Annotated in this window: 22 protein-coding genes; 12 read left to right on the top strand and 10 right to left on the bottom strand. The window is 71.9% G+C overall.

The features are described 5' to 3' along the window. Positions 1-33 precede the first annotated feature (33 nt). Complete coding sequence (locus AC5L3X_RS01470; protein ID WP_494854543.1) at positions 34-1,125, top strand: C45 family autoproteolytic acyltransferase/hydrolase; 1,092 nt, start codon at positions 34-36, stop codon at positions 1,123-1,125. Positions 1,126-1,216: 91 nt separating this feature from the next. Further along, positions 1,217-2,560: an NADP-specific glutamate dehydrogenase gene (gene gdhA, locus AC5L3X_RS01465; protein ID WP_494854541.1), complete on the top strand. Its 1,344-nt coding sequence runs from the start codon at positions 1,217-1,219 to the stop codon at positions 2,558-2,560. On the opposite strand, the gene AC5L3X_RS01460 is transcribed toward gdhA, so the two are convergent. The 6 genes from AC5L3X_RS01460 to AC5L3X_RS01435 all read right to left on the bottom strand — a co-directional run bounded on the left by AC5L3X_RS01460 (position 2,557) and on the right by AC5L3X_RS01435 (position 7,649). Then, the gene (locus AC5L3X_RS01460; RefSeq protein WP_494854540.1) at positions 2,557-3,390 is read right to left on the bottom strand and encodes an SAM-dependent methyltransferase; all 834 of its coding nucleotides are present in this window, start codon (positions 3,388-3,390) and stop codon (positions 2,557-2,559) included. The genes gdhA and AC5L3X_RS01460 overlap by 4 nt on opposite strands. 85 nt (positions 3,391-3,475) lie before the next feature. Continuing rightward, positions 3,476-4,432, bottom strand: a complete 957-nt coding sequence (locus AC5L3X_RS01455) for a quinone oxidoreductase family protein (RefSeq protein ID WP_494854539.1) — start codon at positions 4,430-4,432, stop codon at positions 3,476-3,478. Between the two features lie 3 nt (positions 4,433-4,435). Beyond that, positions 4,436-4,795, bottom strand: a complete 360-nt coding sequence (locus tag AC5L3X_RS01450; protein ID WP_494854538.1) for a hypothetical protein — start codon at positions 4,793-4,795, stop codon at positions 4,436-4,438. Further along, entirely contained in the window at positions 4,792-5,655 is an 864-nt protein-coding gene (locus tag AC5L3X_RS01445) for a DODA-type extradiol aromatic ring-opening family dioxygenase (RefSeq protein WP_494854537.1), read from the bottom strand. Before AC5L3X_RS01445 ends, AC5L3X_RS01450 begins: the two co-directional genes overlap by 4 nt. Next, entirely contained in the window at positions 5,648-6,481 is an 834-nt protein-coding gene (locus AC5L3X_RS01440; RefSeq protein WP_494854536.1) for a citryl-CoA lyase, read from the bottom strand. Before AC5L3X_RS01440 ends, AC5L3X_RS01445 begins: the two co-directional genes overlap by 8 nt. Next, positions 6,474-7,649, bottom strand: a complete 1,176-nt coding sequence (locus AC5L3X_RS01435) for a CaiB/BaiF CoA transferase family protein (protein WP_494854535.1) — start codon at positions 7,647-7,649, stop codon at positions 6,474-6,476. The genes AC5L3X_RS01440 and AC5L3X_RS01435 overlap by 8 nt, the downstream gene beginning before the upstream one ends. 205 nt (positions 7,650-7,854) lie before the next feature. Between AC5L3X_RS01435 and AC5L3X_RS01430 the strand changes: the two genes are divergently transcribed. Then, positions 7,855-9,303, top strand: a complete 1,449-nt coding sequence (locus AC5L3X_RS01430) for an amidohydrolase family protein (protein ID WP_189122049.1) — start codon at positions 7,855-7,857, stop codon at positions 9,301-9,303. 50 nt (positions 9,304-9,353) lie between these two features. Then, positions 9,354-10,154 (top strand): IclR family transcriptional regulator domain-containing protein, encoded by an 801-nt coding sequence (locus AC5L3X_RS01425; RefSeq protein ID WP_189122048.1) that lies wholly within the window; start codon positions 9,354-9,356, stop codon positions 10,152-10,154. Between the two features lie 479 nt (positions 10,155-10,633). Here the strand turns inward: AC5L3X_RS01425 and AC5L3X_RS01420 are convergent, their stop codons facing one another. Together AC5L3X_RS01420 and AC5L3X_RS01415 are read right to left on the bottom strand one after the other, a co-directional pair. Further along, complete coding sequence (locus tag AC5L3X_RS01420; RefSeq protein WP_494854534.1) at positions 10,634-11,002, bottom strand: hypothetical protein; 369 nt, start codon at positions 11,000-11,002, stop codon at positions 10,634-10,636. Between the two features lie 175 nt (positions 11,003-11,177). Continuing rightward, positions 11,178-13,580 carry a serine/threonine-protein kinase gene (locus AC5L3X_RS01415; RefSeq protein WP_494854533.1) on the bottom strand — a complete coding sequence of 801 codons (2,403 nt, stop codon included), beginning with the start codon at positions 13,578-13,580 and terminating at the stop codon, positions 11,178-11,180. 174 nt (positions 13,581-13,754) lie between these two features. Here AC5L3X_RS01415 and AC5L3X_RS01410 point away from each other — a divergent pair, with 174 nt between their 5' ends. Continuing rightward, positions 13,755-14,666: a hypothetical protein gene (locus AC5L3X_RS01410; protein ID WP_494854531.1), complete on the top strand. Its 912-nt coding sequence runs from the start codon at positions 13,755-13,757 to the stop codon at positions 14,664-14,666. 15 nt (positions 14,667-14,681) lie between these two features. On the opposite strand, the gene AC5L3X_RS01405 is transcribed toward AC5L3X_RS01410, so the two are convergent. Beyond that, a complete protein-coding gene (locus AC5L3X_RS01405) occupies positions 14,682-15,632 on the bottom strand; it encodes a sulfotransferase family protein (protein WP_494854530.1) in 951 nt (316 codons plus the stop codon). Positions 15,633-15,753: 121 nt separating this feature from the next. Here AC5L3X_RS01405 and AC5L3X_RS01400 point away from each other — a divergent pair, with 121 nt between their 5' ends. From AC5L3X_RS01400 to AC5L3X_RS01375, 6 genes are all read left to right on the top strand, one after another. Further along, the gene (locus AC5L3X_RS01400) at positions 15,754-17,043 is read left to right on the top strand and encodes a lanthionine synthetase LanC family protein (protein WP_494854528.1); all 1,290 of its coding nucleotides are present in this window, start codon (positions 15,754-15,756) and stop codon (positions 17,041-17,043) included. Positions 17,044-17,144: 101 nt separating this feature from the next. Further along, the gene (locus AC5L3X_RS01395) at positions 17,145-17,345 is read left to right on the top strand and encodes a hypothetical protein (RefSeq protein WP_494854527.1); all 201 of its coding nucleotides are present in this window, start codon (positions 17,145-17,147) and stop codon (positions 17,343-17,345) included. Then, positions 17,342-17,869, top strand: a complete 528-nt coding sequence (locus AC5L3X_RS01390) for an NADPH-dependent FMN reductase (RefSeq protein WP_494854525.1) — start codon at positions 17,342-17,344, stop codon at positions 17,867-17,869. Before AC5L3X_RS01395 ends, AC5L3X_RS01390 begins: the two co-directional genes overlap by 4 nt. A 166-nt stretch (positions 17,870-18,035) precedes the next feature. Next, positions 18,036-19,640, top strand: a complete 1,605-nt coding sequence (locus AC5L3X_RS01385; RefSeq protein ID WP_494854523.1) for a PucR family transcriptional regulator — start codon at positions 18,036-18,038, stop codon at positions 19,638-19,640. 111 nt (positions 19,641-19,751) lie between these two features. Further along, positions 19,752-21,002, top strand: coding sequence for an NAD(P)/FAD-dependent oxidoreductase (locus tag AC5L3X_RS01380; RefSeq protein ID WP_189122041.1), 1,251 nt, complete (start codon positions 19,752-19,754; stop codon positions 21,000-21,002). A gap of 104 nt (positions 21,003-21,106) precedes the next feature. Further along, on the top strand, positions 21,107-22,378 hold the full coding sequence (locus AC5L3X_RS01375; protein ID WP_494854521.1) for a phospholipase D-like domain-containing protein: 1,272 nt from the start codon (positions 21,107-21,109) through the stop codon (positions 22,376-22,378). Between the two features lie 48 nt (positions 22,379-22,426). Here the strand turns inward: AC5L3X_RS01375 and AC5L3X_RS01370 are convergent, their stop codons facing one another. Continuing rightward, complete coding sequence (locus AC5L3X_RS01370) at positions 22,427-23,677, bottom strand: C39 family peptidase (RefSeq protein WP_494854519.1); 1,251 nt, start codon at positions 23,675-23,677, stop codon at positions 22,427-22,429. A gap of 422 nt (positions 23,678-24,099) precedes the next feature. Between AC5L3X_RS01370 and AC5L3X_RS01365 the strand changes: the two genes are divergently transcribed. Beyond that, positions 24,100-24,750, top strand: a complete 651-nt coding sequence (locus tag AC5L3X_RS01365) for a hypothetical protein (protein WP_494854517.1) — start codon at positions 24,100-24,102, stop codon at positions 24,748-24,750. The last annotated feature ends 42 nt before the right edge of the window (positions 24,751-24,792 follow it).

Below are 24,792 nucleotides of genomic sequence, written 5' to 3'. Positions count from 1 at the left end.
CCGGCGGACTGAGCGCGTCGAGGGAGGACGGCTGTGCGGCTGCACGAGCACGACAGCGGGGGGCGTGGCGCGCCGGAGCGCGGACGGGAGTTCGGGCGGGTGTGGGCCTCGCGGATCCACGCGGCGATCGCCGCCTACCGGCGCCACTACCTCCAGCTCGGCATCGCCCCCGAGACCAGCGCCGCCGTCGCCGAGAAGTCCTGCCAGGCCCTCTTCGCCTGGCATCCCGCGCTGGGCGACGAGCTGGAGTCGATCGCCGCCGGGGCCGGGATCACGGTTGCCGAGCTGGGGCTGCTCAACTCGCGTACCGAGATCCTCGCCGTCGCGCCGCCCCAGGGCGACGGCGAGTGCTCCACGGTGGTGCGGGCCGGCGCGGCAGGCGGTCCGCCGGTCGCCTTCCAGACCTGGGACTGGCACCCCCGCCTGGTGCCCGACGCCGCGCTCTGGCGCTATTCGCCGGCGCCCGGACGCTGGGTCAAGACGTTCACCGAGCCGGGCATGCTGGCGAAGATCGGCCTCAACAGCGCCGGGCTGGGCGCCAACTTCAACTTCCTGCACCATCGCGCCGACGGCTCCGGGGACGGCGTGCCCGTGCACGCGATCGCCCGCCGCATCCTCGACGAGGCCGGCACCGTGCGTGAGGCCGTCGACCTGGCCCGCTCGGCCCGGGTCAGCGCCTCGACCGCGATCACCGTGACCGCCGTCGCCCCGGCCGCCGAGGCGGTCTCGATCGAGCTGACCCCGGCCGGCGCGGTGGTGATCCCGGTGCGGGCGGACGGCTGGCTGATCCGGACCAACCACCTGCTCGGCGCCGAGTTCCGCGACGCCGACGTCCGGCAGCCGACCAGCACCTCGCTGCCCCGCTACGAGCACCTGGACAAGGCGCTCGCCGCCGGCGTTTCGGACGGCGTTCCGGACGGCGGCCTGCCTGAGCTGGCCGGGCGGCTCTGCGGCGAGGCCGGTGCCGGGGCCCCCATCTGCATGCGCGAGGACCCCCGGCTGCCCGAACCCGCCCGCCGGCGCACGATGCTCACGATCCGCCTGGACCACGCGGGCGGGGCCATCGAGTACTGGCCGGGCAGCCCGGCGGCCGCGGCCGAGGCGGGACACGCCTGCCGCTTCTGAGCCATGGGAGATCATGATCCGGACCCCCGGAGCCGAGCGGTTCCGAGCACCCCCTACAGTGAGATGAACCGGGAATGAGCTGGGAGAATCCGTGCTGCACGAGAAACTGTCGTCGATCTATGACAACGTCCTCCGCCGCAACCCCGGTGAGATCGAGTTTCACCAGGCGGTGCGCGAGGTGCTGGAGAGCATCGGCCCGGTCCTGGGCAAGCACCCCGAATACGCGGAATCCAAGATCATCGAGCGCATCTGCGAGCCCGAGCGGCAGATCATCTTCCGGGTGCCGTGGGAGGACGACCGGGGCGAGGTCCACATCAACCGTGGCTTCCGCGTCGAGTTCAACAGCGCGCTCGGGCCGTTCAAGGGCGGGCTGCGCTTCCACCCGTCCGTCTACCTGGGCATCGTGAAGTTCCTCGGCTTTGAGCAGATCTTCAAGAACAGCCTGACCGGCCTGCCCATCGGCGGCGGCAAGGGCGGCTCCGACTTCGACCCCAAGGGCCGGTCCGAGCGCGAGGTCATGCGCTTCTGCCAGAGCTTCATGACCGAGCTCTACCGTCACATCGGCGAGCACACCGACGTGCCCGCGGGTGACATCGGCGTCGGCGGGCGCGAGGTCGGCTTCCTGTTCGGCCAGTACAAACGCATCACCAACCGCTACGAGTCCGGCGTGATCACCGGCAAGGGCCTCGCCTATGGTGGTGCCCAGGTCCGCACCGAGGCCACCGGCTACGGCTGTGCCTTCTTCGTCGAGGAGATGCTGAAGGCACGCGGCACCTCCTTCGGCGGCAAGCGGGTCGTGGTCTCCGGCTCCGGCAACGTCGCCATCTACACCATCGAGAAGGTCGAGCAACTCGGCGGCCTGGTGGTCGCCTGCTCCGACTCCTCCGGCTACGTCATCGACGAGAAGGGCATCGACCTGCGGCTGCTCAAGCAGATCAAGCAGGTCGAGCGCGGCCGGCTCGACACCTACGCCGCCCGCCGCGGCGACCACGTCGTGTTCGTGCCGGGCCACAGCGTGTGGGAGGTGCCCTGCGAGGTGGCGATGCCGTCCGCCACGCAGAACGAGATCACCGGCCGAGACGCCGCGGCCCTGGTCGAGGGCGGCTGCCTGGCGGTCGGCGAGGGCGCCAACATGCCGACCACGCCCGAGGCCATCAAGGTGTTCCTGGACGCGGGAGTCGCCTTCGGGCCGGGCAAGGCCGCCAACGCCGGCGGCGTCGCGACCAGCGCCCTGGAGATGCAGCAGAACGCCAGCCGCGACTCCTGGACCTTCGAGTTCTCCGAGCACCGGCTCCAGGAGATCATGCGCGACATCCACGGCCGCTGCCTGGAGACCGCCGACGAGTACGGCATGCCCGGCAACTACGTGGCGGGCGCCAACATCGACGGCTTCCGCCGGGTCGGCGACGCGATGCTGGCCCTCGGCCTGATCTAGCCGAGGTCGCGCGCTCCCGGCTCCGGCTTGCGGGCGACTCCGGCGACGACCCACGCCTGCCGCGCCTTCTCCTCCGACACCGGTGTCTCCGGCCGCCACTGGCGGACGTAGACCAGGCCCGGATCGACGAGTTCGAGCCCGTCGAAGAAGCGGGCGACCTGGGCGCGGGTGCGCGGGCCGCCGTCGGGGCGGCCGAGCGCCTCCCGGTAGATGTCGGCGACCTGCTCCGCGATGTCCGGGCGGGTGTCCAGCACGGCATGGGTGAGACAGAGGTAGCTGCCGGTCGGCAGCCGCTCACACAGCCGCGCCACGTTCTCGAACGGCTGGTCGGAGTCGGGGATGTACTGCAGCGAGCCCACGATCAGCACGGCCACCGGCCGGTCGAGGTCGATCAGCCGCCGCAGGCCGGGATCGTCGATCAGCTCGCCGGGGTGCAGGATGTCCCCCTCGACCACGCCGGTCTGCTCGTTGGTGGCGAGGATCGCCCGCGAGTGGCTGAGCACGACCGGGTCGTCGGCGACGTAGACGACGTGGCTGTCGGGGGCGAGCGACTGCGCGATCTCGTGCAGGTGGTGGTCGGTGGGCAGCCACGGGCCGAGGTGGACGAACTGCCTGACGCCCCGCCCGACGAGGTGGCGTACGGCCCGGTCGCGGAACGCCTGGACCTCCTCGCCCATGAGCCTGGCCTCCGGGGCGAGGGCGAGCACCTTGTCGACGGCCTCGCGATCGGCCGCGAAGTTGTCCTTGCCACCCAGGAAGTAGTCGTTCATGCGGGCGACATTGGGGGTGCCGGCCGCCACGTGTGGCGGCCGCTGGGGGGCGTCACTCATCCGTGATCTCCATGTTTCCGGCATGTGAGGAGGACGCTACCAGGTCGTCCGCGAGATGCATGATTGAACCGTTTTGTCCCCCGGATCAGCGCAGGGTGAGGACGATCCGGCCGCTCGCCGAGCCGTCGGCCTGGCGGGTCCAGGCCGGCCCGGCGGCGTCGAACGGCACGACCTCGTGGGCGACGGCCAGCCGCCCCCGCGCGGCGTGCGCGGCCACCGTCGCCACCGCCGCGGCGCGCTGCCCGGAGGTCAGCTCGTTGTTGGTGTAGCCGAGCAGCCGCAGCGACCGGCTGCGCAGCGTGGCCGAGTCGAGCGGGCACGTCTCCGAGGCCGAGCCGCCGAGATTGACCAGCCGGCCGCCCGTCCGCAGCGTACGCGCGGCAGCCGCCGCCGGCGGGCCGAACAGCGGGTCGAGGACCAGGTCGGCCGGTCCGTCGACGACCGCCTCGAACCGGGCCGCGAGCTCGGCCACGTCGTCGGTGTCGAGCGCGACGACGGCGTCGGCGCCGGCTTCCGCCGCCCGTTCGCGCCCCGCCGCCGAGCGCGCGGCCGCGACGACCCGGCGCGCGCCGGCGATGCGGGCCAACTGGACGGCCGCCTGCCCCACCACGCCTCCCGCGCCCAGCACGATGACCTGCTCGCCGGCCGCCAACTCGCCCCGCCAGGTGAGCGCCAGGTACGCGGCGACCGCCGACAGGCCGAGCGCGGCGACGGCAATCGGCTCGGCCCCCTCGGGCAACTCGACGAGGTCGGCCTCGGGCACCCGGACGACCTCCGCCATGCTGCCGTCACCCGGGGCCATCCCGGCCGAGGTGGGGAACCACACCAGGCGACCGCCGGCCGTCCCGACCCCCTGCACCCCCGGCACGTACGGAGTCGACGGCGTGCCGAAGTAGGACGTGCCGCTCGCGCAGAGCACGTCCAGCGGGGTGATGGGGGCGGCGAGGACCTCGACCAGGGCCTCGCCCGTGCCGGGCGCCGGGGCGGGCCGCTCGGACACCACGGGCGGCCGGCCGGGGCGCCGGATCTCCAGTGCGCGCACGACTCAGGTCGCGATGTCGGGATAGGGCAGGCTCAGGTGGGAGAGTCGCCGGGCGTACTCGGTCTGGAACCCCAGCGGCTCGTGGTCGCGTTCGAACATGGCGATGAACAGCGTCAGCGTGAGGAACGGATGCGCGCCGAGCTCGAACAGCCTCGGATAGTCGTGCGCGGCCAGCGCCTCACGCTCCACGTCGTCGAAGCGCAGCCAGGTGGACGACTCGCCCTCGTGGCAGCCGAGGATGCGGTTGGCGTAGTCGGCCTCCCACATCTCCACCGTGGCCCGCGGCTCATCGCGGTAGCGCTCCACCAGCTCCGGATCGCGGTCGACGGTGAACAGGAACTTGTTCAGCAGGTACTTGCTCATGCCTGCCCTCCGTTCGGATACCAGGTGAAGTAGGCCTCCATGGTGTGGAACAGATCGTAGGTGTCGACGTAGTCGGCCTTCCGGCCCTCGCCCGCGACGCCCATCATCAGCATGAAGTCCATGAAGCCGTGCGTGGCGTTGCCCGGCAGGTGCAGGCTGTCGAGGGTGACCTCGGCCAGGCAGCCCTCGATGTCGCCGGTCGAGATCCACTCGACGGCCTTGCGGTCGAACTCGGGGTCGGGCCCGTGCGGGCCGAACTGTCGCGGCCCCCCGAGCTCCAGCGACAGGTGCCCGGTGCCGATGACCGCGACCCGCCTGTCCGCCGGCCACGACTCGACGAGCTCCCGGATGGTCTGCCCGAGCTGCACGAACCGTTTCGGCCGTGGCAGGGGCGGGGCGAAGATGTTGGTGTAGACGGGCACGATCGGCAGGTCGTTCTGCGGGCGCAGGGTGATGATCGGGCAGGTGATCGAGTGGTCGATCCGCAGCTCGTTGGAGAACGCCAGGTCGAACCCCGCGTCGAGCCCTTCGCGCAGCACGTGCGAGGACAGGTCCTCCTGGCCCTTGAACAGCATCCGGGGCAGGCCGAACTCACGTTCCTCGTTGTAGAAGTTCGCGTCGTAGAAGGGGGCCTTGCCGACCAGGAACTGCGGCATGTTGTCCAGCCACAGCTGGTGGAAGTGGTCGGAGCCGACCATGACCAGCACGTCGGGGCGGGCCCTGGTCAGGGTCTCCCGGAACGCCTCCACCTTGCGCACCCACTCGTCCGCGAACGGGGGACGGTCCCCCCCGGTGGCCGTGCTGGCGCGGTAGTAGAAGGGGTGGTGAGTGGACGCGATCACCGCGACCAGTTCAGCCATGCGAACCTCCAGGGGGGTACGGCTCGGGGGCGACGGACCGGTTGTTCAGGTCCACCGACAGGAAGATCTCGTTCGCGACCGGGCGGCGCAGCTCCTCGGCGAGCTGCCCGATCAGTCCGGCGGTCCTGGCCAGCAGGGCGAAGCCGCGCAGCAGCTCCAGCGGCAGGCCGAGATCGGCGAGGGCCGCGCCGCAGACGCCGGCCCCGTTCAGCGGCAGCCTCTTGCCCAGCACCTCGGGATGGACCCGGCCGATCGCGGCGAACAGCGACAGGTGCGGCCCGTACAGGCCCTCCTCGGCGGCGATCCGGAACAACCGCGCGGTGCGTGGATCGCCCTGCTTGTGCACGTGGTGGCCGAGGCCGGGCACGAACCTGTTCGCCTCCCGCTGGGCGCGCACGGTGCGCAGGGCCAGGGCGTCCCAGCCGTCGTCGTCGGCCGGCGGCGGGTCGCACGAGGCCAGCACGTCGTGCAGGAACCGGCCGCAGTCCTCGGTGACGCCCAGGAAGCGCGACCCGCCGCCGAGCAGCCCGGCGGCGAGCGCGCCCTGGATCGAGTCGGGCGCCGACAGGTAGGTCAGCCGGGTCACGATCGCGGTGGGCGTGAAGCCGTGGTCGGCGAGTGCGGCCAGCACGGCCTCGAACACCCGGGTCTCTCCCGGTGTGGGCCGCCGCTGGGTCGCCAGCCAGAAGGCCAGCTCGCCGAACCCGACCTGGCCCATGACGTCCTCGGCCAGGTCGTGGCCGAGCAGCGTGATCGTCTCCAGCGACGACGCGCCGAGCGCGGTGGGGTAGTCGGGCCGCTCCGTCTGTCCCGCCTGGTCAGCCATCGCCGTCCTCCCGTGGGGTGGTCAGCCAGGCGCGCAGCTCGGCGCCGTGCTCGTCGAGCTCGGGCGGCGGCAGCGCGTAGCCGACCGGCGTCTCGGAGAACCGGATCGGGTGCCGGGTCGTCGGGATCGCCCGCTCACCCTCGCCGACCTCGACGATCGGGTCCAGCCCGAACCGTTCGGCCATCGCGAAGCCGCCGTCGATGGTGTTGATCGGCCCGCTCGGCACCCCCGCCTCGACCAGCAGCTCGAACCACTCGACCGCGCCCCGCTTGGTCAGCTGCTCGACCAGGATCGGGCGCAGCTCGTCGCGGCGCGCGGTGCGTCCGGCGTTGCGGGCGAAGCGCGGGTCGTCCGCGATCTCCGGGATGCCGAGCACCTCGCAGAGCCTGCGGAACTGGCCGTCGTTCGCGGCGGCGACGATGATGTCGTTGTCGGCGGTGGGCAGCGGCTCGTACGGGAAGACGCTCGGGTGCGCGTTGCCCATCCGGTAGGGGACGACACCGCCGGACACGTACGCGGAGCTGTGGTTGACCAGCCCGGTGAGCGCCGACGACAGCAGGTTGACCTCGACGTGCTGTCCTCGCCCGGTCGCGTCGCGGTGCCGCAACGCGGCCAGGATGCCGATGACGGCGTGGTTGCCGGCCATCACGTCGAACACCGAGATGCCGGCCCGGTACGGCGGCCCGTCCGGCTCCCCGGTCAGGCTCATCAGGCCGGACATGGCCTGCACCATCAGGTCGTAGCCGGGCACGTGCCGGCCCGCTCCCGAGCCGAACCCGCTGATGGAGGCGTACACGACGCCGGAGTTGCCGGCCCGCACGGTCTCGAAGTCCAGCCCGTACTTGGCCAGGCCGCCCGGTTTGAAGTTCTCGATCAGCACGTCGGCGCGGCGGGCCAGCTCCCGCGCCACGCGGGCGTCGGCCTCGTCACGAAGGTCGAGCGCGATGGACCGCTTCCCGCGGTTGACTCCGAGGTAGTAGGTCGACACGTCGCCGCGCACCGGCGGGGTCCAGGAGCGGGTGTCGTCGCCCTTCGGCCCCTCCACCTTGACGACCTGGGCGCCCATGTCCGCCAGCAGCATCGTGGCGTACGGGCCCGCCAGGACCCGGGAGAAGTCGGCCACCAGCACGCCGGACAGCGGCCCCCCGATGACGGCGTTGTCTGTCATCCAGCTCCAGTCCTCTGCTCCGCTCAACGGACACCTGTCCGCTGAAGTGATTCTGGGTATCCAGCGGGTCAAGGTCAAGCCTTGACAGCCGGACCGGCGCTCATCAGAGTTACGGCGAACAGCGGTGACCGCATGACGGACAATCGTTCGCAAGATCGGTTCAGGGTCGGGTCATCGGTCGGGACACAGGGTTAGGAGCCCATCGATGAGCGAGCCGAGCGAGTTCCAGCCGGGACGGCCCGTGGTGCTGCGCGGCGGCACGGTGCTGCCGATGGACGACGGGCGCGGGGTGCTCACCCGCACCGACGTCCTCGTCGTCGACGACCGGATCGCCGCCGTGGGGCCCGAGCTGGAGGTGCCGGAGGGCGCCGCCGAGATCGACGCGACCGACGGCATCGTGATGCCCGGCATGATCGACACCCACCGGCACATGTGGCAGACGGCCATGCGCGGCTACGGCGCCGACTGGACCCTGACGCAGTACTTCGTCTGGTACTACCTGGAACACGGCAAACTGTTCCGCCCCGAGGACGTGCACGCGGGCAACGTGCTGGCCGCGATCGAGGCCATCGACGCCGGGGTCACCACCGTCGTCGACTGGTCGCACGGCCTGCGGACCGTCGACCACGCCGACGCGGCCGCCGACGCGCTGCAGTCGGTGCCCGGCCGGTTCGTGCTCGCCTACGGCAACATCCAGCAGCCGCCCGCCGAGTGGACCGCCGCGCCCGAGTTCCGCGACTTCGTGCGGCGGCGGATCACCGGCGACGACATGCTCGGGTTCCAGCTCGCCTTCGACGTCCTCGGCGACCCGGCCTTCCCCGAGAAGCCCGCCTTCGAGGTGGCCCGCGAGCTGGGCGTCGCGGTCACCACCCACGCCGGCGTCTGGGGCGCGACCAGCGACGACGGCATCAGGCTCATGCACGACCACGGCTTCATGACCCCCGAGACGGTGTACGTGCACGCCGCGTCGCTGTCGGCCGACTCCTACCACCGCATCGCCGCGACCGGCGGCTCCATCTCCGTCTCGACCGAGAGCGAGCAGAGCGCCGGCCAGGGCTACCCGCCCACCTGGGCCATCCGCGAGCACGGCATCCCGGTCTCCCTCTCCATGGACACCAGCGTCTGGTGGAGCGGCGACCTGTTCTCCGCGATGCGCACCACGCTCGGCGCCGACCGCTCCCGGGAGCACCTGCGGGCGCAGGCCGAGGGCGACACCGTCACGCACTGCGCCCTGCGCTCCGACCAGGTCGTCGAGTGGGCCACGCGGGGCGGAGCGCGCGCCCTCGGCCGTGACCACGACCTGGGCGGCATCGAGGTCGGGAAGAAGGCCGACCTCGTCCTGATCAAGAACGACGACTCGCCCGTGTCGTTCCCGCTGCTCCACCCCTTCGGCCACGTCGCGTTCCAGGCCCAGCGCGGCGACGTGCACACGGTGATCGTCAACGGCCGGGTGGTCAAGCACCGGCACCGCCTGATCGGAATCGATCTCGCCGCGGCCCGTCGCGACGTCGAGCGGACCGTCGACCACCTGCGGTCGACGATGGGCGAGGAGGCCTGGGTGAAGGGGATGAACCCCGACATCCCGGCAACGAAGATCCTCGACAACCCCTACACGTACACCGACTATCGCAGCGAAGCGACGCACAGCCAGTGAGCGCGGCCGGTCTAGAGTCGGATCCGTGATGTGCAGCAGACGAGGCGTCCATGGCACGTGCTGACACGGGGCCCGACTTCATCGAGGCGCTGGCCCGCGGTCTCGACGTGATCAGGGTGTTCCGGCCGGGGCGCCCGGTGATGTCGCTGACCGAGGTGGCCACCGCCGCGGGGCTGGCCCGGCCGACGGCCCGCCGCATCCTGCTGACCCTGCAGGAGCTCGGCTACGCCAGGGCCGAGCAGGGCGGGTTCGCGCTCACCCCGCGCGTGCTGGAGCTGGGCGTCTCCTACGTGCGCTCGATGGGGCTGTGGGACGTGGCCAGGCCGCACATGGAACGACTTGTCGCCCAGACCCACGAATCCTCGTCGATCGCCCAGCTCGACGGCTCCGACATCGTCTACGTCGCCCGGGTGGCGGTCCCCAAGATCGTCACCCTGTCGGTGCAGATCGGCACCCGCTTCCCGGCCCTGCAGACGTCGCTGGGCAAGGTGCTGCTGGCCGGCCTGCCGCCCGCCGAGGTCCCACGGGTGCTGGCCGAGCCCAGCCGGTCGGGCATCGAGCCACGCTGGCGGCCCGCCGCCGAGGAGCGCGACGCGGTGCTGCGCGGGGTCCGGGCCAAGGGCTGGGCGTTGACCGACGAGCAGCTCGCCCTGGGGATCAGGTCCGTCGCCGCCCCGCTACGCGACGGGCTCGGCAACGTCGTCGCGGCGCTCAACGTCAACGCCCACGCCGCCGAGACGTCCATGGAGCAGCTGACGGACGAGTACCTCCCGCTGCTGCTCAAGGCCGCCGGGGCGATCAGCGCCGACTGGGCCCTCTGCGAGGCCATGCCCCAGGTCACGGCCTCCTGAACGAGCCGGGACGCCGCACCGAGAAGCAGCCGACCTCACCGGGGGCGGATCGCCGGTCCCTGGGAGGCGCCCCAGCATCGCCCTCCGCCCTGACCAGCCTCTCTGATCGGCCGGCTCAGATATCGGTGTCCGTAGGGTGGCGGGGTGAGGCGTAGACGAGATGCACGGTTCGCCGGAGTTCGTCGACGAGGTAGCGCACGCGACCGCCCGAGGTGACCTCGTACTCCCACTGCGGATAAGCGCGACCGCCCATGGTCCCGGTGGCGAGACGGCCGCGTAGCCGATGCTGACGGTCAGGGTCCTCCTGTGAAAGCGGATCATCACGCAACGCCTCGAAACAGCGCCGGGTATTGCCGGAGGCCTCGGCGCACAGGTCGATCCAGCCTTTGGCTGCCTCGTTGGTGGCGAATCGTAGATGCCACTCGCCGCCGACCGGTGGCGGGGCTACGACGTCGCCGCGCTTGGGGCTCAGGGCGCGGTCACCTCGCCTGGTCTTCCTCTGGCAGTGGGGTGGTGAGTTGTGCGGTCAGCGCGGGGTCGGCCAGGATGCGGGCGGTGGCACGCCACTCGACGATGACCCGGTGCAGGGTGGCGTGAACGTCCAGGTCGATGGCGTCCCGCGTGGCGTCGAGGAGTTCCTGGACGAATTCCTGTGTCTCCTCTGCGGAAAGGTGCCGGGCCCACGGAAAGACAGTGGTCAGGGCGTGCAGGACCACGCCCGTGCCCTCGTCGCTGGCGAGGAGCGCGGTGATCATGCGGGCCGCGACGTCGGCGGTCTCTTCCCGTTGCCGGTCGTGCTGGGCAGTGGAGATGTACAGGTCCTCTCCGTCGCGTCGCTTGACGTGCACGCGATGGAATCGGTCGATGGTCTCGGCTACCCGTTTCGAATGCTTGGACAGATCGGAAAACGGGACAGTGGGCGTGGTCATGCCGCATGTTACTTCGGAACACGTTCCGAAGTAAATCCGTTGTACGGTCTTGAGTCCGGCGGGCGGATCGCCGACCCCAGCGAGGCCGGGGGAGTCAGGCGGTGCCGAGGCTCCAGACTCGTAGGTAGCCGTCGGTCGCCGCGACGGCGACGGGGCGGCCGTCGAGCCGGGCCAGGGTCAGCGCCCGGATCGGCTCGACGTTCAGCCTGCCGACCGTCCTGCCGTCGCTGAGGTTCCAGACGCGCAGGAACGAGTCACCGGAGGCGGGGCTGTGGGCGGTGGCGGCGATGGGCACGCCGTCGAGCTCGCCCGCGACGAGGGCGCTGGTGCCCCGGTCGTCGGGGCTCCGGCCGCTGAACGTCCACTTGCCCGTACGTTTGCCGGTGGCCAGGTCGTAGACGCGCAGCGTGGCGTCCAGGTGGGTGGACACGACGACGGGCCGGCCCTTCACCTGGCCGCAGGCCAGCCGCTCGATGCCGCCGACCTCGCCGGTGCCGAACGCGCGTATCTGCTTGCCCGTGGCCAGGCGCCACACCCGGACCTGGTTGCGGCCGTCACCGGTGACAGCCACGTCGTCGTCGCCGAGCCGGCCGAACGCCACGCCGTTGACGCCCTGGAAGTGGCTGGTGATCGTGGCGCCGATCTGCCTGCCGGTGGAGATGTTCCAGAACCGTACGGAGCTGGTGAGGTCGGTCAGGGAATCGTACTTCTCGGTGATCGCGACCGCCTCGGCGCCGATCGTCACGGCGAGGACGGGGTCGCGCAGCCGGTGTTCGGCGCTGGGATCGCCGGTGGGTGCCCGCAGCGGGACCGCGCTGTCGGGGCCCCAGGGCGATGTCCACAGGCGGACCGTGCCGTCGGGGTGCCCGGTGGCCGCCGTGACCCTCCCGGCGACGGAGCCGAAGGCCACCGAGGTCGTCCTGGTGCCCGAGTCGCCGAGCCGGTGGGGCGCGGGCGCGGCGGCCGGGTCCCAGGCCAGCGCCGGCCCCTTGGCCAGGCCGCAGACCACGGTGGAGCCGGCGGAGGCGAGGGCGACCGGTGCGCCGTCCAGAGAGACGGGCTCCCCGATCGGGGTGCCGAGCGGCAGTCCGCCGTTCGTCGGGCCGTTCGTCGGGCCGTTCGTCGGGCCGAGGGTGGAGGTCGGTGTGGACGTGGCGGGCCGGTCGGTGCCGGCCGCGACGGGTGAGGCGGAGGGCGAGCCCTGGATGCCCTGCCGGTCTCCCGCGCGGATGAGGGCCACGGCGGAGACCGCTGCGGCGGCAGCCGCCGCGACGCCGCCGATCAGCACCCGGCGACTCATGGACCTGGCACCACGCGACAAGGTCGCCGCCCCGGCCCCGGCTTCGCCCCCGGACAGGGCCTCGGCCCGCCCTGGCATGGTTCCGGGCGCGGACGGGGCTTCGGCCCGCCCTGGCATGGTTCCGGGCGCGGACGGGGCTTCGGCCCGCCCTGGCATGGTTCCGGGCGCGGACGCCGCCTCCGCCCGCCCTGGCACGGTCCCGGGCGCGGACGCCGCCTCGGCCCGCCCCGGTACCGTTCCGGGCGCGGACGCGGCCCCGGTCGCAGGCATGGGCCCGCTTAGAGCCCCGGCCCCGGCCCCGCCCTCTGGCGCGGCCCCGGCACCGAGGGCGGCCTCGGGTGCAGCCGTAGCCGTGGGTGTGGCAGCGGGAGTGGTGGGCGGGGGGAGTGGGGTGGCGCGGCCGGTCAGCCGTTGGAGCAGGGCTAATGGCGTCGGGCGGGTCGCGGGATCCTTGGCCAGGCAGGCGCGGATCGGGTCGGCCAGGTGGGGCGGCAGGCCGGCGAGGTCGGGAGTGCCGCTCAGCACGCCGTTGAGCACCGCCGGGATCGTCTCGGCGGTGAAGGGCGGGTGGCCGGTGGCCGCGAACACCATCGTGCCCGCCCAGCTGAAGACGTCGGAGGCGGGCAGGACGGCCTCGCCCCTGATCTGCTCGGGCGACATGTAGGCGGGTGTGCCGACCGGCCCCGAGGCACGCGTGGTGCCGTCGAGCGCCTTGGCGATGCCGAAGTCGATGACGATGGGGCCCTCGGGACCCATCAGGACGTTGGCCGGCTTGAAGTCACGGTGCACGATCCCGGCCTGGTGGATGGCGGTGAGCGCGGTCAGCGTGGAGATCGCCAGCCGATCCAGCCCGCCGCCGGCCCGGGGCCCCGAGGCGCGTACGAGCTCCTGCAGGGTGACGCCCGGCACGAACTCGCTCACGATGTAGGGCTGCTCGCCGAGCACCCCGACGTCCAGCACGCTGGCCGTGCAGAACGCCGCCACCCGCTGCGCGGCCTCCACCTCGCGCAGGAAGCCCCGCCGGACGTCGTCGTCGTGACTCAGATGGCTGTGCAGCAGCTTGATGGCGACCTCGCGGCCCGAGTCGGCGACGGCGCGGTAGACCACGCCCTGCCCGCCCGAGCCGAGCACGCCGACGAGCCGGTAGTCACCGATCCGCTCGGGATCGCCGGGCCGCAGCGGGCGTACGTCCGGCATGCGGCTCCCCCCTTCACGGACACAGACGATCCCTCACCCTAGGACCGTCTCCGCCGTACGGGAAGGCGGCGGGTCCCTCCGGTGTTCACGTAAAATCCCCTTGAAATGCATGGATTTCTAAAGGGAAGGTGAGTAGCCGTGCCCGGTCCCCTGTCGTGGCCTAATCTCATGCCCATGTCGATGGATGAGGACGTTCGCCGGCTTGCCGGTCTGCTGCCCGACCCCGACCGCGCGGCTGTCGCGGTCGTGCCCCCGGTCTCGGGTGACGGCCATTGGGCAGGGGCCCCCAGCGCGGTCGCGGCCGACGGGTTCGTTTATCTCGCCTACCGGCTGCGGAGACCCGTGGGCGAGGGGCGCGGCTACGCGGTCGCGGTCGCCCGGTCGGCGGACGGCGAGCGCTTCGAGACCCTGACCACGATCACCCGTGAGCAGATGGACGCCGAGTCGCTGGAGCGGCCCACGCTGGTGCGCGTGGCCGAGGGGCGCTGGCGGCTCTACCTGAGCTGCGCCACCGAGGGGACCAAGCACTGGCGGGTGGAGGTGCTCGAGGCCGGCGACCCGTCGGCGTTCGACCCGGGCTCGCGCGTCACCGTCCTCCCGGGTGACCCCAAGACGGGGGTGAAGGACACCGTGATCGTACGGCGGGGCGCGACGTGGCACCTGTGGGCCTCCTGCCACCCGCTGGCCGACCCCGGCCAGGCCGACCAGATGGTGACCGACTACGCCACCAGCGCCGACGGCCTGGAATGGACATGGCACGGCACGGCGCTGAGCGGCCGCCCGGGCATGTGGGACGCGCGGGGCGCCCGCGTCAGCGCCGTACGGTTCGAGGGCGATCGGGTGCTGGCCTTCTACGACGGCCGCGCCACGGCGGCGGAGAACTACGAGGAGCGCACCGGCGTCGCCGCGGGCACCGATCCGGCGGCGCTGACCCCGCTGGGCGACGCCCCCGCCGCCGAGTCGCCCCACGCGGGCGGCGGCCTGCGCTATGTCGACCTCGTCGAGCTGCCCTCGGGCGGGATCCGGCTCTACTACGAGTACACCCGCCCCGACGGCGCCCACGAGCTGCGCACTGAGCTGCGCTGATCCGGTCCTGGCGGATCACGCCGGGGGCGGCCGGCCGTTCCGCGACTGGCGCTGACCGGGCGGCCGGGTCCCGACCAGGCCGCCCGAGCGTTCCCTGGGCCGCAGCCAGTCGCCGAAGTCCTGCCCGGTGACCTCCTGGAGCAGCCGGACGTCCGCCGCGAAGTAGGGGATGAGCGACTGCCGCTGCTCCCAGGTCAGCGGCCGGCGGGGGTCGCCGTGGTGCTGGAGCAGCTTCTCGATCGGGGCGGCCAGGCCGGAGGGCACCCGGCGCCGGAACGACGCCAGCAGCGCGTGCCGTGGGCTGGCATCGGGATGCGCCGTCACGTTCTCCCTCGGGAGCACGCTGACCAGGCCCTGGCGTACGCCGAGGAAGGCGCAGATCCGGTCGAGCGTCTCGGCGGGCCGGTCGACGAGGTCGCGGTAGCGGAAGATCAGCACCTGCTCGCGGGCGAACAGCGTGAACAGGTGAGCCAGCTGCTCGCCGTACCTGCCGAGTGCCACGTAGTGCCAGAAGTGCGCCCACCCGGCGGCGATCCGTCGTTCCTCCTCCGCGCAGGCGCGGACCACGTCGCCGATCGGCTCCAGCCCGGCCGACCACAGGTGCGTCCAGTTGGAGTGGGCCCGTTCGACGGGGTCGCGCAGGATCACGATCAGTCTGGCGTGCGGGACGGCCTCGCGGATGCGCCGCTGCGCGGCCAGGTCGTACAGGTAGAAGGGAGTGGCCTCGCCGGCGAGGGTGCCGGGGGGCGCCACGGCGAAGAGTTTCTCGTAGTCCGTGCGCCGCCAGACGTGCTCGCGGTAGGTTTCGGCGTCGCCGGGACCACCCGTGCTCGGGGGAGGCCCGTCGGTGAGGAAGTGCTTCGGCTCCTTGACGGGCGACAGGAAGAGGTCAGGATGCCGGTGGAGAGCGGCGTGCAGGGCCGTCGTCCCGGCCTTGGGGACCCCGATGATCAAGAAATCCGGCATGGGCACAGACGACCTCCCGATCTCAACGGTATCTATACCTATTTTCCTACCAAATATGTGGGATGCTTCAAGTATGGGTTTGGATGGAACCCGCTCACCGAGCGAGCACGCTGAGACACCGTTGAACGCCGCCATCCTGGCCGCACGCTGGGTCCGGTCCGCGGCCGTCGACGACCGTCGCGGGCGGCACTGGCAGGCCAACCCCGACCCCCGGGGCAGGTCGGCCGTCGGCACGGAGCCCGCTTCCCTGTACGCCGGAGCCGCCGGCATCGTGCTGTTCTTCCTCGAACTCGCCGCGGCGACCGGGCACGAGGCCTACCTGGACGACGCCCGCGCCGGTGCCCGCTACCTGGCCGCCGCCTGGTGCGATCAGCGAGATCTCACCTTCCACCACGGCCTGGCCGGCATGCTCGTGGCGCTCACTGAGGCCGACTGGGCGCTCGGCGGCTTCGAGGAGACGATCGCGGAGATGGCCGACCGGATCGTCCACGCGGCCCGGCCCCTCGACGGCGGCCCCGGCTGGACGGGGGATCCGGCCCAACGCGGCGACGGTGGGATCGTGCTCGGCCTGCTGCGGGCCGCCGCGGTCCTCGGCGTGCCCGCCTACGAGGAGCTCGCCGCCGAGGCCGGGGCGCGCATCGCCGGCCGGGCCGTCCCGGGTCACCGCTTCGGCGACTGCGCCGACCTGCCCACCGACGCCGTCACCCCGGGTTTCCTCTCCGGTACGGCGGGCACCGCCTTCCTCCTGGCCCGCCTCCACAGCGCCACGGGTGAGCGGAGCTTCCTCGACGCCGCCCGCAGGGGAGCCGACTTCGTCCGCACGGTCAGCGTCGTGACCGGCCGGTGCGCCGTCGTGCCGCATCGCGTGCCGCAGGCGCGAGGGCTGCACTACCTGGGGTTCTGCTCCGGTTCGGCCGGGGTGGCGCGGATGTTCTACGAGCTGTACCGGGTGACCGGCGACGCGGGCGACCTCGACTGGGTGGTGCGGCTGGCCCGTGGCATCACCGAGAGCGGCGTTCCGCGCCGGCGCACGGCCGGGTTCTGGAACGTCGCCTGCCAGTGCTGCGGCTCGGCCGGCCTGCTGGAGCTCTTCGTCGGGTTATGGGCGGTGACCGGGCGGGAGTCGTACCTGACCTACGCCGCGACGCTCGCGAGCGACCTCGTCGGCCGCGCCACCGGCCATGACGACCGGGGGCTGCGCTGGTATCAGGCGTACCGCCGGCTGCGGCCCGGCGAGGTGACCGCGGACACCGGCTATCTGGTCGGGGCCGCCGGGATCGGCGCCGCTCTGCTGCACTTCGACGCGGCGACGCGACCGGACGAGGCCCGCCGGGTGATCCTCCTCCCGGACAACCCGTTTCCGGCCATCCCCGTCCCCACCACCACCCTGCGTCCCCACCAGAACCCGTGATGAGTTTTCATGTAAAACATGTAGGGAATATTGACTTGAGTTCGGACACCCCCCGCCGCGCGACGAGGTCGCCGCGGCCCAGCGAGAGGAGGCGACCTTCGTTGCCTGAAGCCGCCACCCGTACCGAAGCGCCGCCGGAGCACGGCGACGTCCACAGGTACGACCTGCCCGACGACGACGCCGAGCCGGACGGAGACGCCGAACCGCCCCGCGCCCGCAGGCGCCCGTGGCGGATCCTGACGACGGCCCGCTTCGCGGCCGGGTCGTCGGGTGGGATGGTGGATGGGGTGGTGGTCTCGTGAGCGGCATCGTGGCGCTGGTCGGCAACCCCAGGAGCGGGTCCAGGACCCTGGCCGTGGCGGTGGAGGCGGCCGAGACCCTCGGCCGGCGTCTCGGCCACGCCGCCGCCCCCGACCTGATCGACCTGGCGGCGCTCGGCCCACAGCTGCTCGCCGTCCTGCCGGCGCCGGCGGTGGAGGTGGCGCTCGAACTCGTGGCCGGGGCCGACCTGGTCGTGGTCGCCAGCCCGACGTTCAAGGGCACCTACACCGGCCTGCTCAAGGCGTTCCTTGACCGGTTGCGGCCGGACGCGCTGGCGGGCGCGGTGGCGCTGCCCCTGCTCGTCATGGGCGATCCCCGGCACGCCCTGGCGGTCGAGGTGCATCTGCGGCCGCTGCTGGTCGAGCTGGGCGCCGTCGTGCCCACCCCTGGCCTCGCGCTGGTCGAGTCCGATCTGCCGCGCCTGGGCGAGGTGCTGGACGGCTGGTACGACCGGGTGATCCCGCAGCTGGGCGCGGCCGTTCAGGAGACACCGGTCACGCGCTGAGCAGCGCGCCGGAGGCTGCGCGTCAAGACCGCGAGCCGTCAGCGCCCGGAGGCCGCGTCACCGGTGCCGGAGACCCGGACGCGCGGCGAGCGTCGGGCGGTGCCCGATCCGTCACCGCGTGTACGCTGCGCGGATGCGGCGCGACGACGGGTAGGTGAGCGCGGCGATGCTGAAGCTGGATCGGCTGGTCAACGTTCTCGGGGGCTACGGGGCGAGGTTGTGGAGCGCGCCCGCGTCACGTGACGTCGCGCTGCGCAGCGTGGTGGTGCACGACCCGACCGACCCTCGGGCGGCGACCGGTGACGTGTTCCTGGCCGTCGGGGTGGAGTCGGCGGCCGAGGCCGTCCGGCTGGCGCGGGCCGCGCGGGCGACGGTGGTGCTGGTGCGCGAGAGCACGGCGCTGGCCGAGACGGCGCTGGCCGAGACGGCGCTGGATGAAACGGCGCTGGATGAAACGGGCCTGGACGAGTCGGCGGAGACGGCGTTGGCCGAGGCGCGTGACGGCGGGGTCGCGGTGCTGCTGGTCGATCCCGAGGTGTCCTGGAGCCAGCTCTTCGGCGTGGTGTACGGGCTGGTGCTCGAAGGCCGCGAGACCGAGGCCGGTCGGGGGCCGACCGACCTGTTCGCGTTCGCCGACACGCTGGCCGGCGAGCTCGGCTACCCGGTGACGATCGAGGACCAGATGTCGCGGGTGCTGGCCTACTCGGGCTCCCAGCAGACGGCCGACCCGGTGCGCCTGGAGACGATCCTCGGCAGGCGGGTCTCCGAGGCCATGCACCGGTTGCTGGAGAGCAAGGGCGTCTTCGCGCATCTGGCGGTCTCCGACGAGCCGCTGTTCGTCGAGCCGTCGCCGGCCCACGGGCTGCGTGGCCGCATGGTGGTCGCCGTCCGGGCCGGGCGCGAGCTGCTGGGGTCGATCTGGGTGGAGTGCGAGCAGCCGCTGGCCGGTGGGCGGAGCACCGCCCTCGCCGACGGGGCGCGGGCCGTGGCGCTGCACCTGCTGCGTTCCCGGGTCAGCGCCGACCTGGAACGGCGGGTGGAGTCCGACCTGGTCATCCAGTTGCTGGAGGGCACGGCCGACGTCTCGGCGGTGATCAGCCGGCTGGGGCTGCCGGGTGGGCAGTTCCGGGTGATCGCGCTCCAGGCGCACATCGCCGAGGAGCGGCACGCGGCGATCCTGCTCGCCTTCGAGCGGGCGACCACGGGGTTCGGCTGGTCGCGGCCCGGCCGCAGCGCGCTGTTCGGCAACACCCTCTACACGGTGCTGCCCTCGGGCGGCGACGTCTCGGCCGCCCTCGACTGGCTCGCCGCCATCGTGGGCGTGCTGCCGCGCCGGGTCACCGTGCTGGCCGGGGTGGGCGGCCCGGCCACGCCCGCCCACCTTCCGGCGAGCAGACAGGAGGCCGACGAGAGCCTCGCCCTGCGGGCGTCCCGGCCCGAGGGAGGTCCGGTCGTCTACGACGAGTCGTGGGACGAGATCCTGCTGCAACGGCTGCGCGCGGCCGCCTCGGCCGGGCGCGCTCCGGCGCGCGGGCCGGTGGCTGACCTGACCCGGCACGACGCCGAGCACGGCACCCGCTACATCGAGACGCTGCGCGCCTGGCTGGAGGCGCAGGGAGATCTGGCCGTCGCCGCCAGCCGCCTCGGCGTCCATCCCAACACGGTCAGATACCGGCTGCGGAAGATGGCCGCCGTCACCAACCTGCGGCTCGACCTGCCGGAGAAACGGCTGGCCATGATCATCGCGTTGGCGGTGCACCAGGGCGGATGATTGTCGCGGCCGAACAAAAGCCGCATTAGTGCTTGTCCGAGATGTACAGCCCATTCTCGCTCCGTACGGGCGATGCTCGCTCGTATACGGACATGCGAGAGCGGAGTGGCAATGAGCATCGACGGTGGGCCGCGTACGGTCGTGGTCGTCGGCGCCGGTGTGGTGGGCCTGTCCACCGCCTGGTTCCTGCAGGAACGCGGTGTCGACGTCACCGTGGTGGACCGGGACGGCGTCGCCTCGGGCGCGTCGTGGGGCAACGCGGGCTGGCTCTCCCCGGGGCTGGCCATCCCGCTGAACGAGCCCGGCGTCCTGCGCTACGGCCTGCGTTCGCTGCTCGACCGGGACGCCCCGCTGCACGTGCCCGTCACCCCCGACGTGGGCCTGTGGACCTTCCTCACCACGTTCGCCCTGCGCTGCAACTGGAAGGACTGGGGTCGCGCGGTACGCGCCAACCTGCCGTTCAACGAGGAGTGCCTGGAAGCGTTCGACGTGCTCACGTCCAACGGCGTCGAGGCCCCCACGCACGACGCCCCGATCATGGCCGCGTTCCAGACCACGCGCCAGGCCGTCGCGCTGCTGCACGAGCTGCGCCGCATCAACGACTCCGGGCTGGAGATCAAGTACGCCGCACTCGAGGGCGACGACCTCTACGCGCAGGCTCCGCAGCTCTCCCGGACGGCCAAGGCCGGGATCCGGCTGGACGGCCAGCGCTACGTCGACCCCGGCGCCTTCACCCACGCGCTGGCCGGCGCCGTCACCGAGCGGGGCGCCGCGATCAGGTCCGGCTTCCGGGTGACCGGCGTGAGCGAGGACCGCGGCGGGCTCACCGTCTGGTCGGACACCGGCGAGTCGGTCACGGCCGACGCCGTCGTCGTGGCCACCGGCGCCTGGCTCAACCAGCTCGCCAAGGAGTGGGGCGTCCGGGTGCCGGTGCGCGCCGGTCGTGGCTACTCGTTCACCGTGCCCACCGACCAGCCCGTGCCCGGACCGATCTACCTGCCGGCCGTACGGGTGGCCTGCACGCCGTACCAGGGCAAGCTGCGGGTGGCGGGCACCATGGAGTTCTGCGACGCCGACGCCCCGCTGTACCAGAGGCGTGTCGACGCGATCATCGCGTCGGCGAAGCCGCTGCTCAGCGGCGTCTCCTGGGAGGAACGCACCGACACCTGGGTCGGCCCGCGTCCCGTCACCCCCGACGGGCGGCCGCTCATCGGAGCCACCCACGTCCCCGGGATCTACGTCGCCGGCGGTCACGGCATGTGGGGGCTCACCCACGGCCCGGCCACCGGGCGGATGCTCGCCGAGCAGATCACGACCGGCAAGCAGCCCGCGGCCCTGAGGGAGTTCGACCCCACTCGGTAACCGGGCGGGGCGAGATCACGGAACCTCGTTGACAGTCGATCGTCAACGGCCTGACATTCGGAGTCACCACACCCTGTGCACCCTCACGGGAAGGGACTCCCCGCATGCCGACGAAGAGTTCGACCGTCATCGTGGCGTTATGCCTGGTCGCCTCGTTCCTGGTCACCGGACCGGGCGCCCAGGCCGCCCGGCGGGCCGCCGCCGTCAGCGGTCCGCCCGTCATGAACGGCCCCGTCTTCAACGACCCCACGGCCGACACCGGCACCCCGGGCACACCGAGCGCCGCGCAGTCGGCCGTCATGGACCAGCTGATCCGGCTGATCCAGGCGACCCCGCCCGACGGTGAGATCCGCTTCGTCAACCACCAGTTCTCGACCGGTCAGCGGTCGAGTGAGGTGGCCACCGCGCTCGTCGCCGCCCACAGGCGGGGGACGCGGGTCAAGGTGATCCTCGACAGCATGGAGAACGGTGCCAACGACGCGATCGCCGCCCAGCTCGCCTCGGCCCTCGGCGCCTCCGAGACGGCCGGCTCATGGTTCGTCCAGTGCGAGTATCCGAACCCCGCCACGGTCAACCGCGGCTGCATCGCCCGCAACTACCTGCACAGCAAGTTCGCGCTGTTCTCCAGCGTCGTGGTGGACGATGTCACGTATCCGAACGTGGTCTTCCAGACCTCGTCCAACCTGTCCGACTGGTATCTGTACAACTCCTTCAACGACGCCTACACCTTCTCCGACGCCGCCGTCTACACCGGCTACGGCCGCTACTTCGAGGACCTGCGGGCGGGCCGCCGCGTCGCGGTCAACCCGGGCTACTACTGGACCACGCCGACCGGGTCGACGTACCGGGCGAGCTTCCTGCCGAGGCGCGTGACCGACGGCGATCCCATCGTCAACATCCTCAAGCTCGTCCGGTGCTCCTACCAGGACGCCGACGGCGTCACCCGGCAGACCGGCATCCGCCTGGCGCTGACCGCCTTTAACAAGAACCGTGTCGCCATCGCCAACGAGCTGCGCAGGCTCCGTGGCGAGAACTGCTGGATCGACATCGTCTACTACGAGAACGCCCCGGGTGACGACAAGAACGTCGACGACACCATCCGGCAGGTCCTGGCCCAGCCGGCGAACGGCAGGTCCGTCCATGTCACGCCGTGCAGGTTCAGGGTCGGCAACCGCGACGTGGTGCCGCACAACAAGCTCATGATGATCGACGGCTTCTACGACGACGACATCACCCCGCGCGTCTACACCGGCAGCGCCAACTTCACGCACCTGGAGAACGCCGACGACGCCCAGGTGCGGATCTCGGGACGACAGCCGCACGCCACGTACCTGAACTGGTTCCTCGGCCTGCGCCGCGCCTGCGGCGGGCCCTGACGCCGACGCGGCCGGTGGGCGCCGCGAGCGGGCGCCCACCGGCGCGGGTCACCAGTTGGCCGGCAGGCCCGGTGTCGAGGCGGGCAGCGCGTGGCCGGGAGGGGTGATGACGTACACGATGCCGCCGCTGCTGGAACTGCGGAGCCAGACGTTCTCGAAGTCGGCCCGAGGGTAGACCCGGCGCACCGCGGTGTTGCTGGAGGAGGCGGGGTCGTTGGCGATCACGTCGCCCTCGGCGGTGAAACCGACGACGACCATGATGTGCCCGTTGGTGCCGTATCCCGCGCCCGGCAGCTCGTTCTTCTTGAACGACTGCGAGGTGATCACCGGAACGCCCGCGCTGATGAGGCGTTCCAGCTCCGTGAGCGAGCGCAGCCGGGTGACGAAGCCGTCCATCCCGTAGCGACCGGCGTAGGCGGTGTTGAACGGCCAGTTGCCCGCGCCCTCGTAGGCGTGGTCAAAGGTGAAGCGGGCGGCGTAGTCGACCTCGGGATCGGGGTCCGACGGGTTCACCCAGGCGGTGTCCTGGGCACTCGGCCACCGGTCCCAGAACCCGAGGACCATCGTGGTGGACGTCGGGCTGCACCAGGCCTGGCCGCCCCCGTCCCATTCCGGGTAGTGGCCCGCGTGCACGTTCTGCGAGCGGCGTGGCACGGCCAGCTCGGTGCCCCACGCGCCGCCGCCGGGGCTGACCGGGACGGTTTTGCGCTCGGGCACGTACGAGGCCATCGCGCCGAGCGTCCGCACGCGCGGCTGGACGGTGGAGCCGGGCGTGCGATAGAGCGTGAGGCGCAGTTGGTAGGCCTCGATCCGCTTGCCCGCCGCCGCGACGAGCGTGTCGACCGCCACGGTGCCGTCGGCGTCGCCCTGCCCCGGCACCGAGGTGCGGCGGATGTCCGCCTCCTCGTAGGCCCAGCGGCCGAGCACGTACCACTTGGTCAGGCCGGAGGTGTGGCGGGTGCGCGCCTCGACCTGCAGCCAGCTTCCGCGAGGGACGTCGGCCGTCCAGGAGGCGATCAGCTCGGTGGCGGCGAAGCCGACCGCCCGCTCGGGGCCGGTCCAGCGGGCGTACTCCCACTGCTTGGTGCCGAGCGCGTCGGTGTAGGAGGTGGTGCCGGCCGCGGCGGCGAACGACAGCCCGTTGCCGGACGTCGTCCCCTCTGCGGTGCCGACGGCGAAGTCGGCCCGCTGGAAGACGACGTCGGTGGTGCCGGCCGCGGGTTTGACCCCGGCCGAGACGGGCGTCGTCAGCGCCGTGGCCAGTAGGACGGTGGAGACGAACACGGTCAGCGTGCGCATGGACCCACCTTCTCGGACGATGCTGAATCCGGCCGAGAGTAGGCACATCAGGCATGAAGCGCATCGGGCGATCTACGTATGGTCCGCTCGTCGGCGAGGCCGGGGGAGGGGCGTCCCGATCACGTTCCGGGCCGCCATACCAGGGCGGCCTGCGGTCTTTCCCGAATTTTTCCGCGTTCCGGGAAATCGGATCCGGTGTGGCGTGGCGAGGGCACTTGAGGCAACTGTAAGCATCTGAACCATCACGTTCGGTTCGTCCGGCGAGGGCTGGCATGGGCCGCATGTCCGGCCGGCTGGTCAGTCGCGGCGATGGGCCGCGTTCCGAAAGGAGCGTCACCTTCATGTCCACACTCAGTCCCCGAACCAACGCCCCGGCCCCGCGTGCCCGGCGGACAAGGTGCCGATCGATCAGCGGACTGGCGGTGTTGACCACGGTGGGCTCGCTGTCCGTGACCCTCGCCGTGCCGGCCGGTGCCGTACCCCGCGATGACGAGACGACCGAGACGACGAGGACCGACACGACGACGAGCGAGACGACCGCGACCGACACGACCACGACCGGCAGCAAGAAGAAGTCCAAAAGGGTGGGCAAGGTGCGAGACGTCGCCTGCGCGCCGCACGTCTTCTTCAAGGTCCGTTCCTTGCAGCCGAGAAACTTCTTCATCCCCCGGACCCGCTTCATCGACGGCCCGGGTGGCGAGATGTCGGTCTCGGTCACGCGGGAGCACGAGGTGCTCGCCTTCATCGAGACCGAGAACGAGAAGCTGAAGTCGATCACCACCGACGATGTCGTCAGACAGCTGCGCCAGATGCTGCTCCCGCACCTTGAGGTGCGGCACATGGTCTTCGTCGGCCATGACTACACGCAGAAGATCAGCAAGGGCATGTACGGCAACATGTGGTACCGCGTCTTCGGCTACCGCGTCGGCTGGTCGGCGTGGCAGCGGCTGGACAACTGCCGCCAGGTCAGGGTCACCACCGGCATCGCCAACATCCCGTCGCGGGTGGAGGGCTGGCGCTACTGGGAGACCAAGCACCCGATGTTCAAGGGGCGCATCCTGTCCCGCAAGTGATCGGTCGCCGCGTAGATCGAAGTTTAGGGCGGTATAGAACGC

This window comes from Nonomuraea sp. CX421, assembly GCF_059358955.1.
The sequence above is the reverse complement of the archived record's forward strand: the minus strand, read 5'-3'. Positions and strand labels throughout refer to the sequence as shown.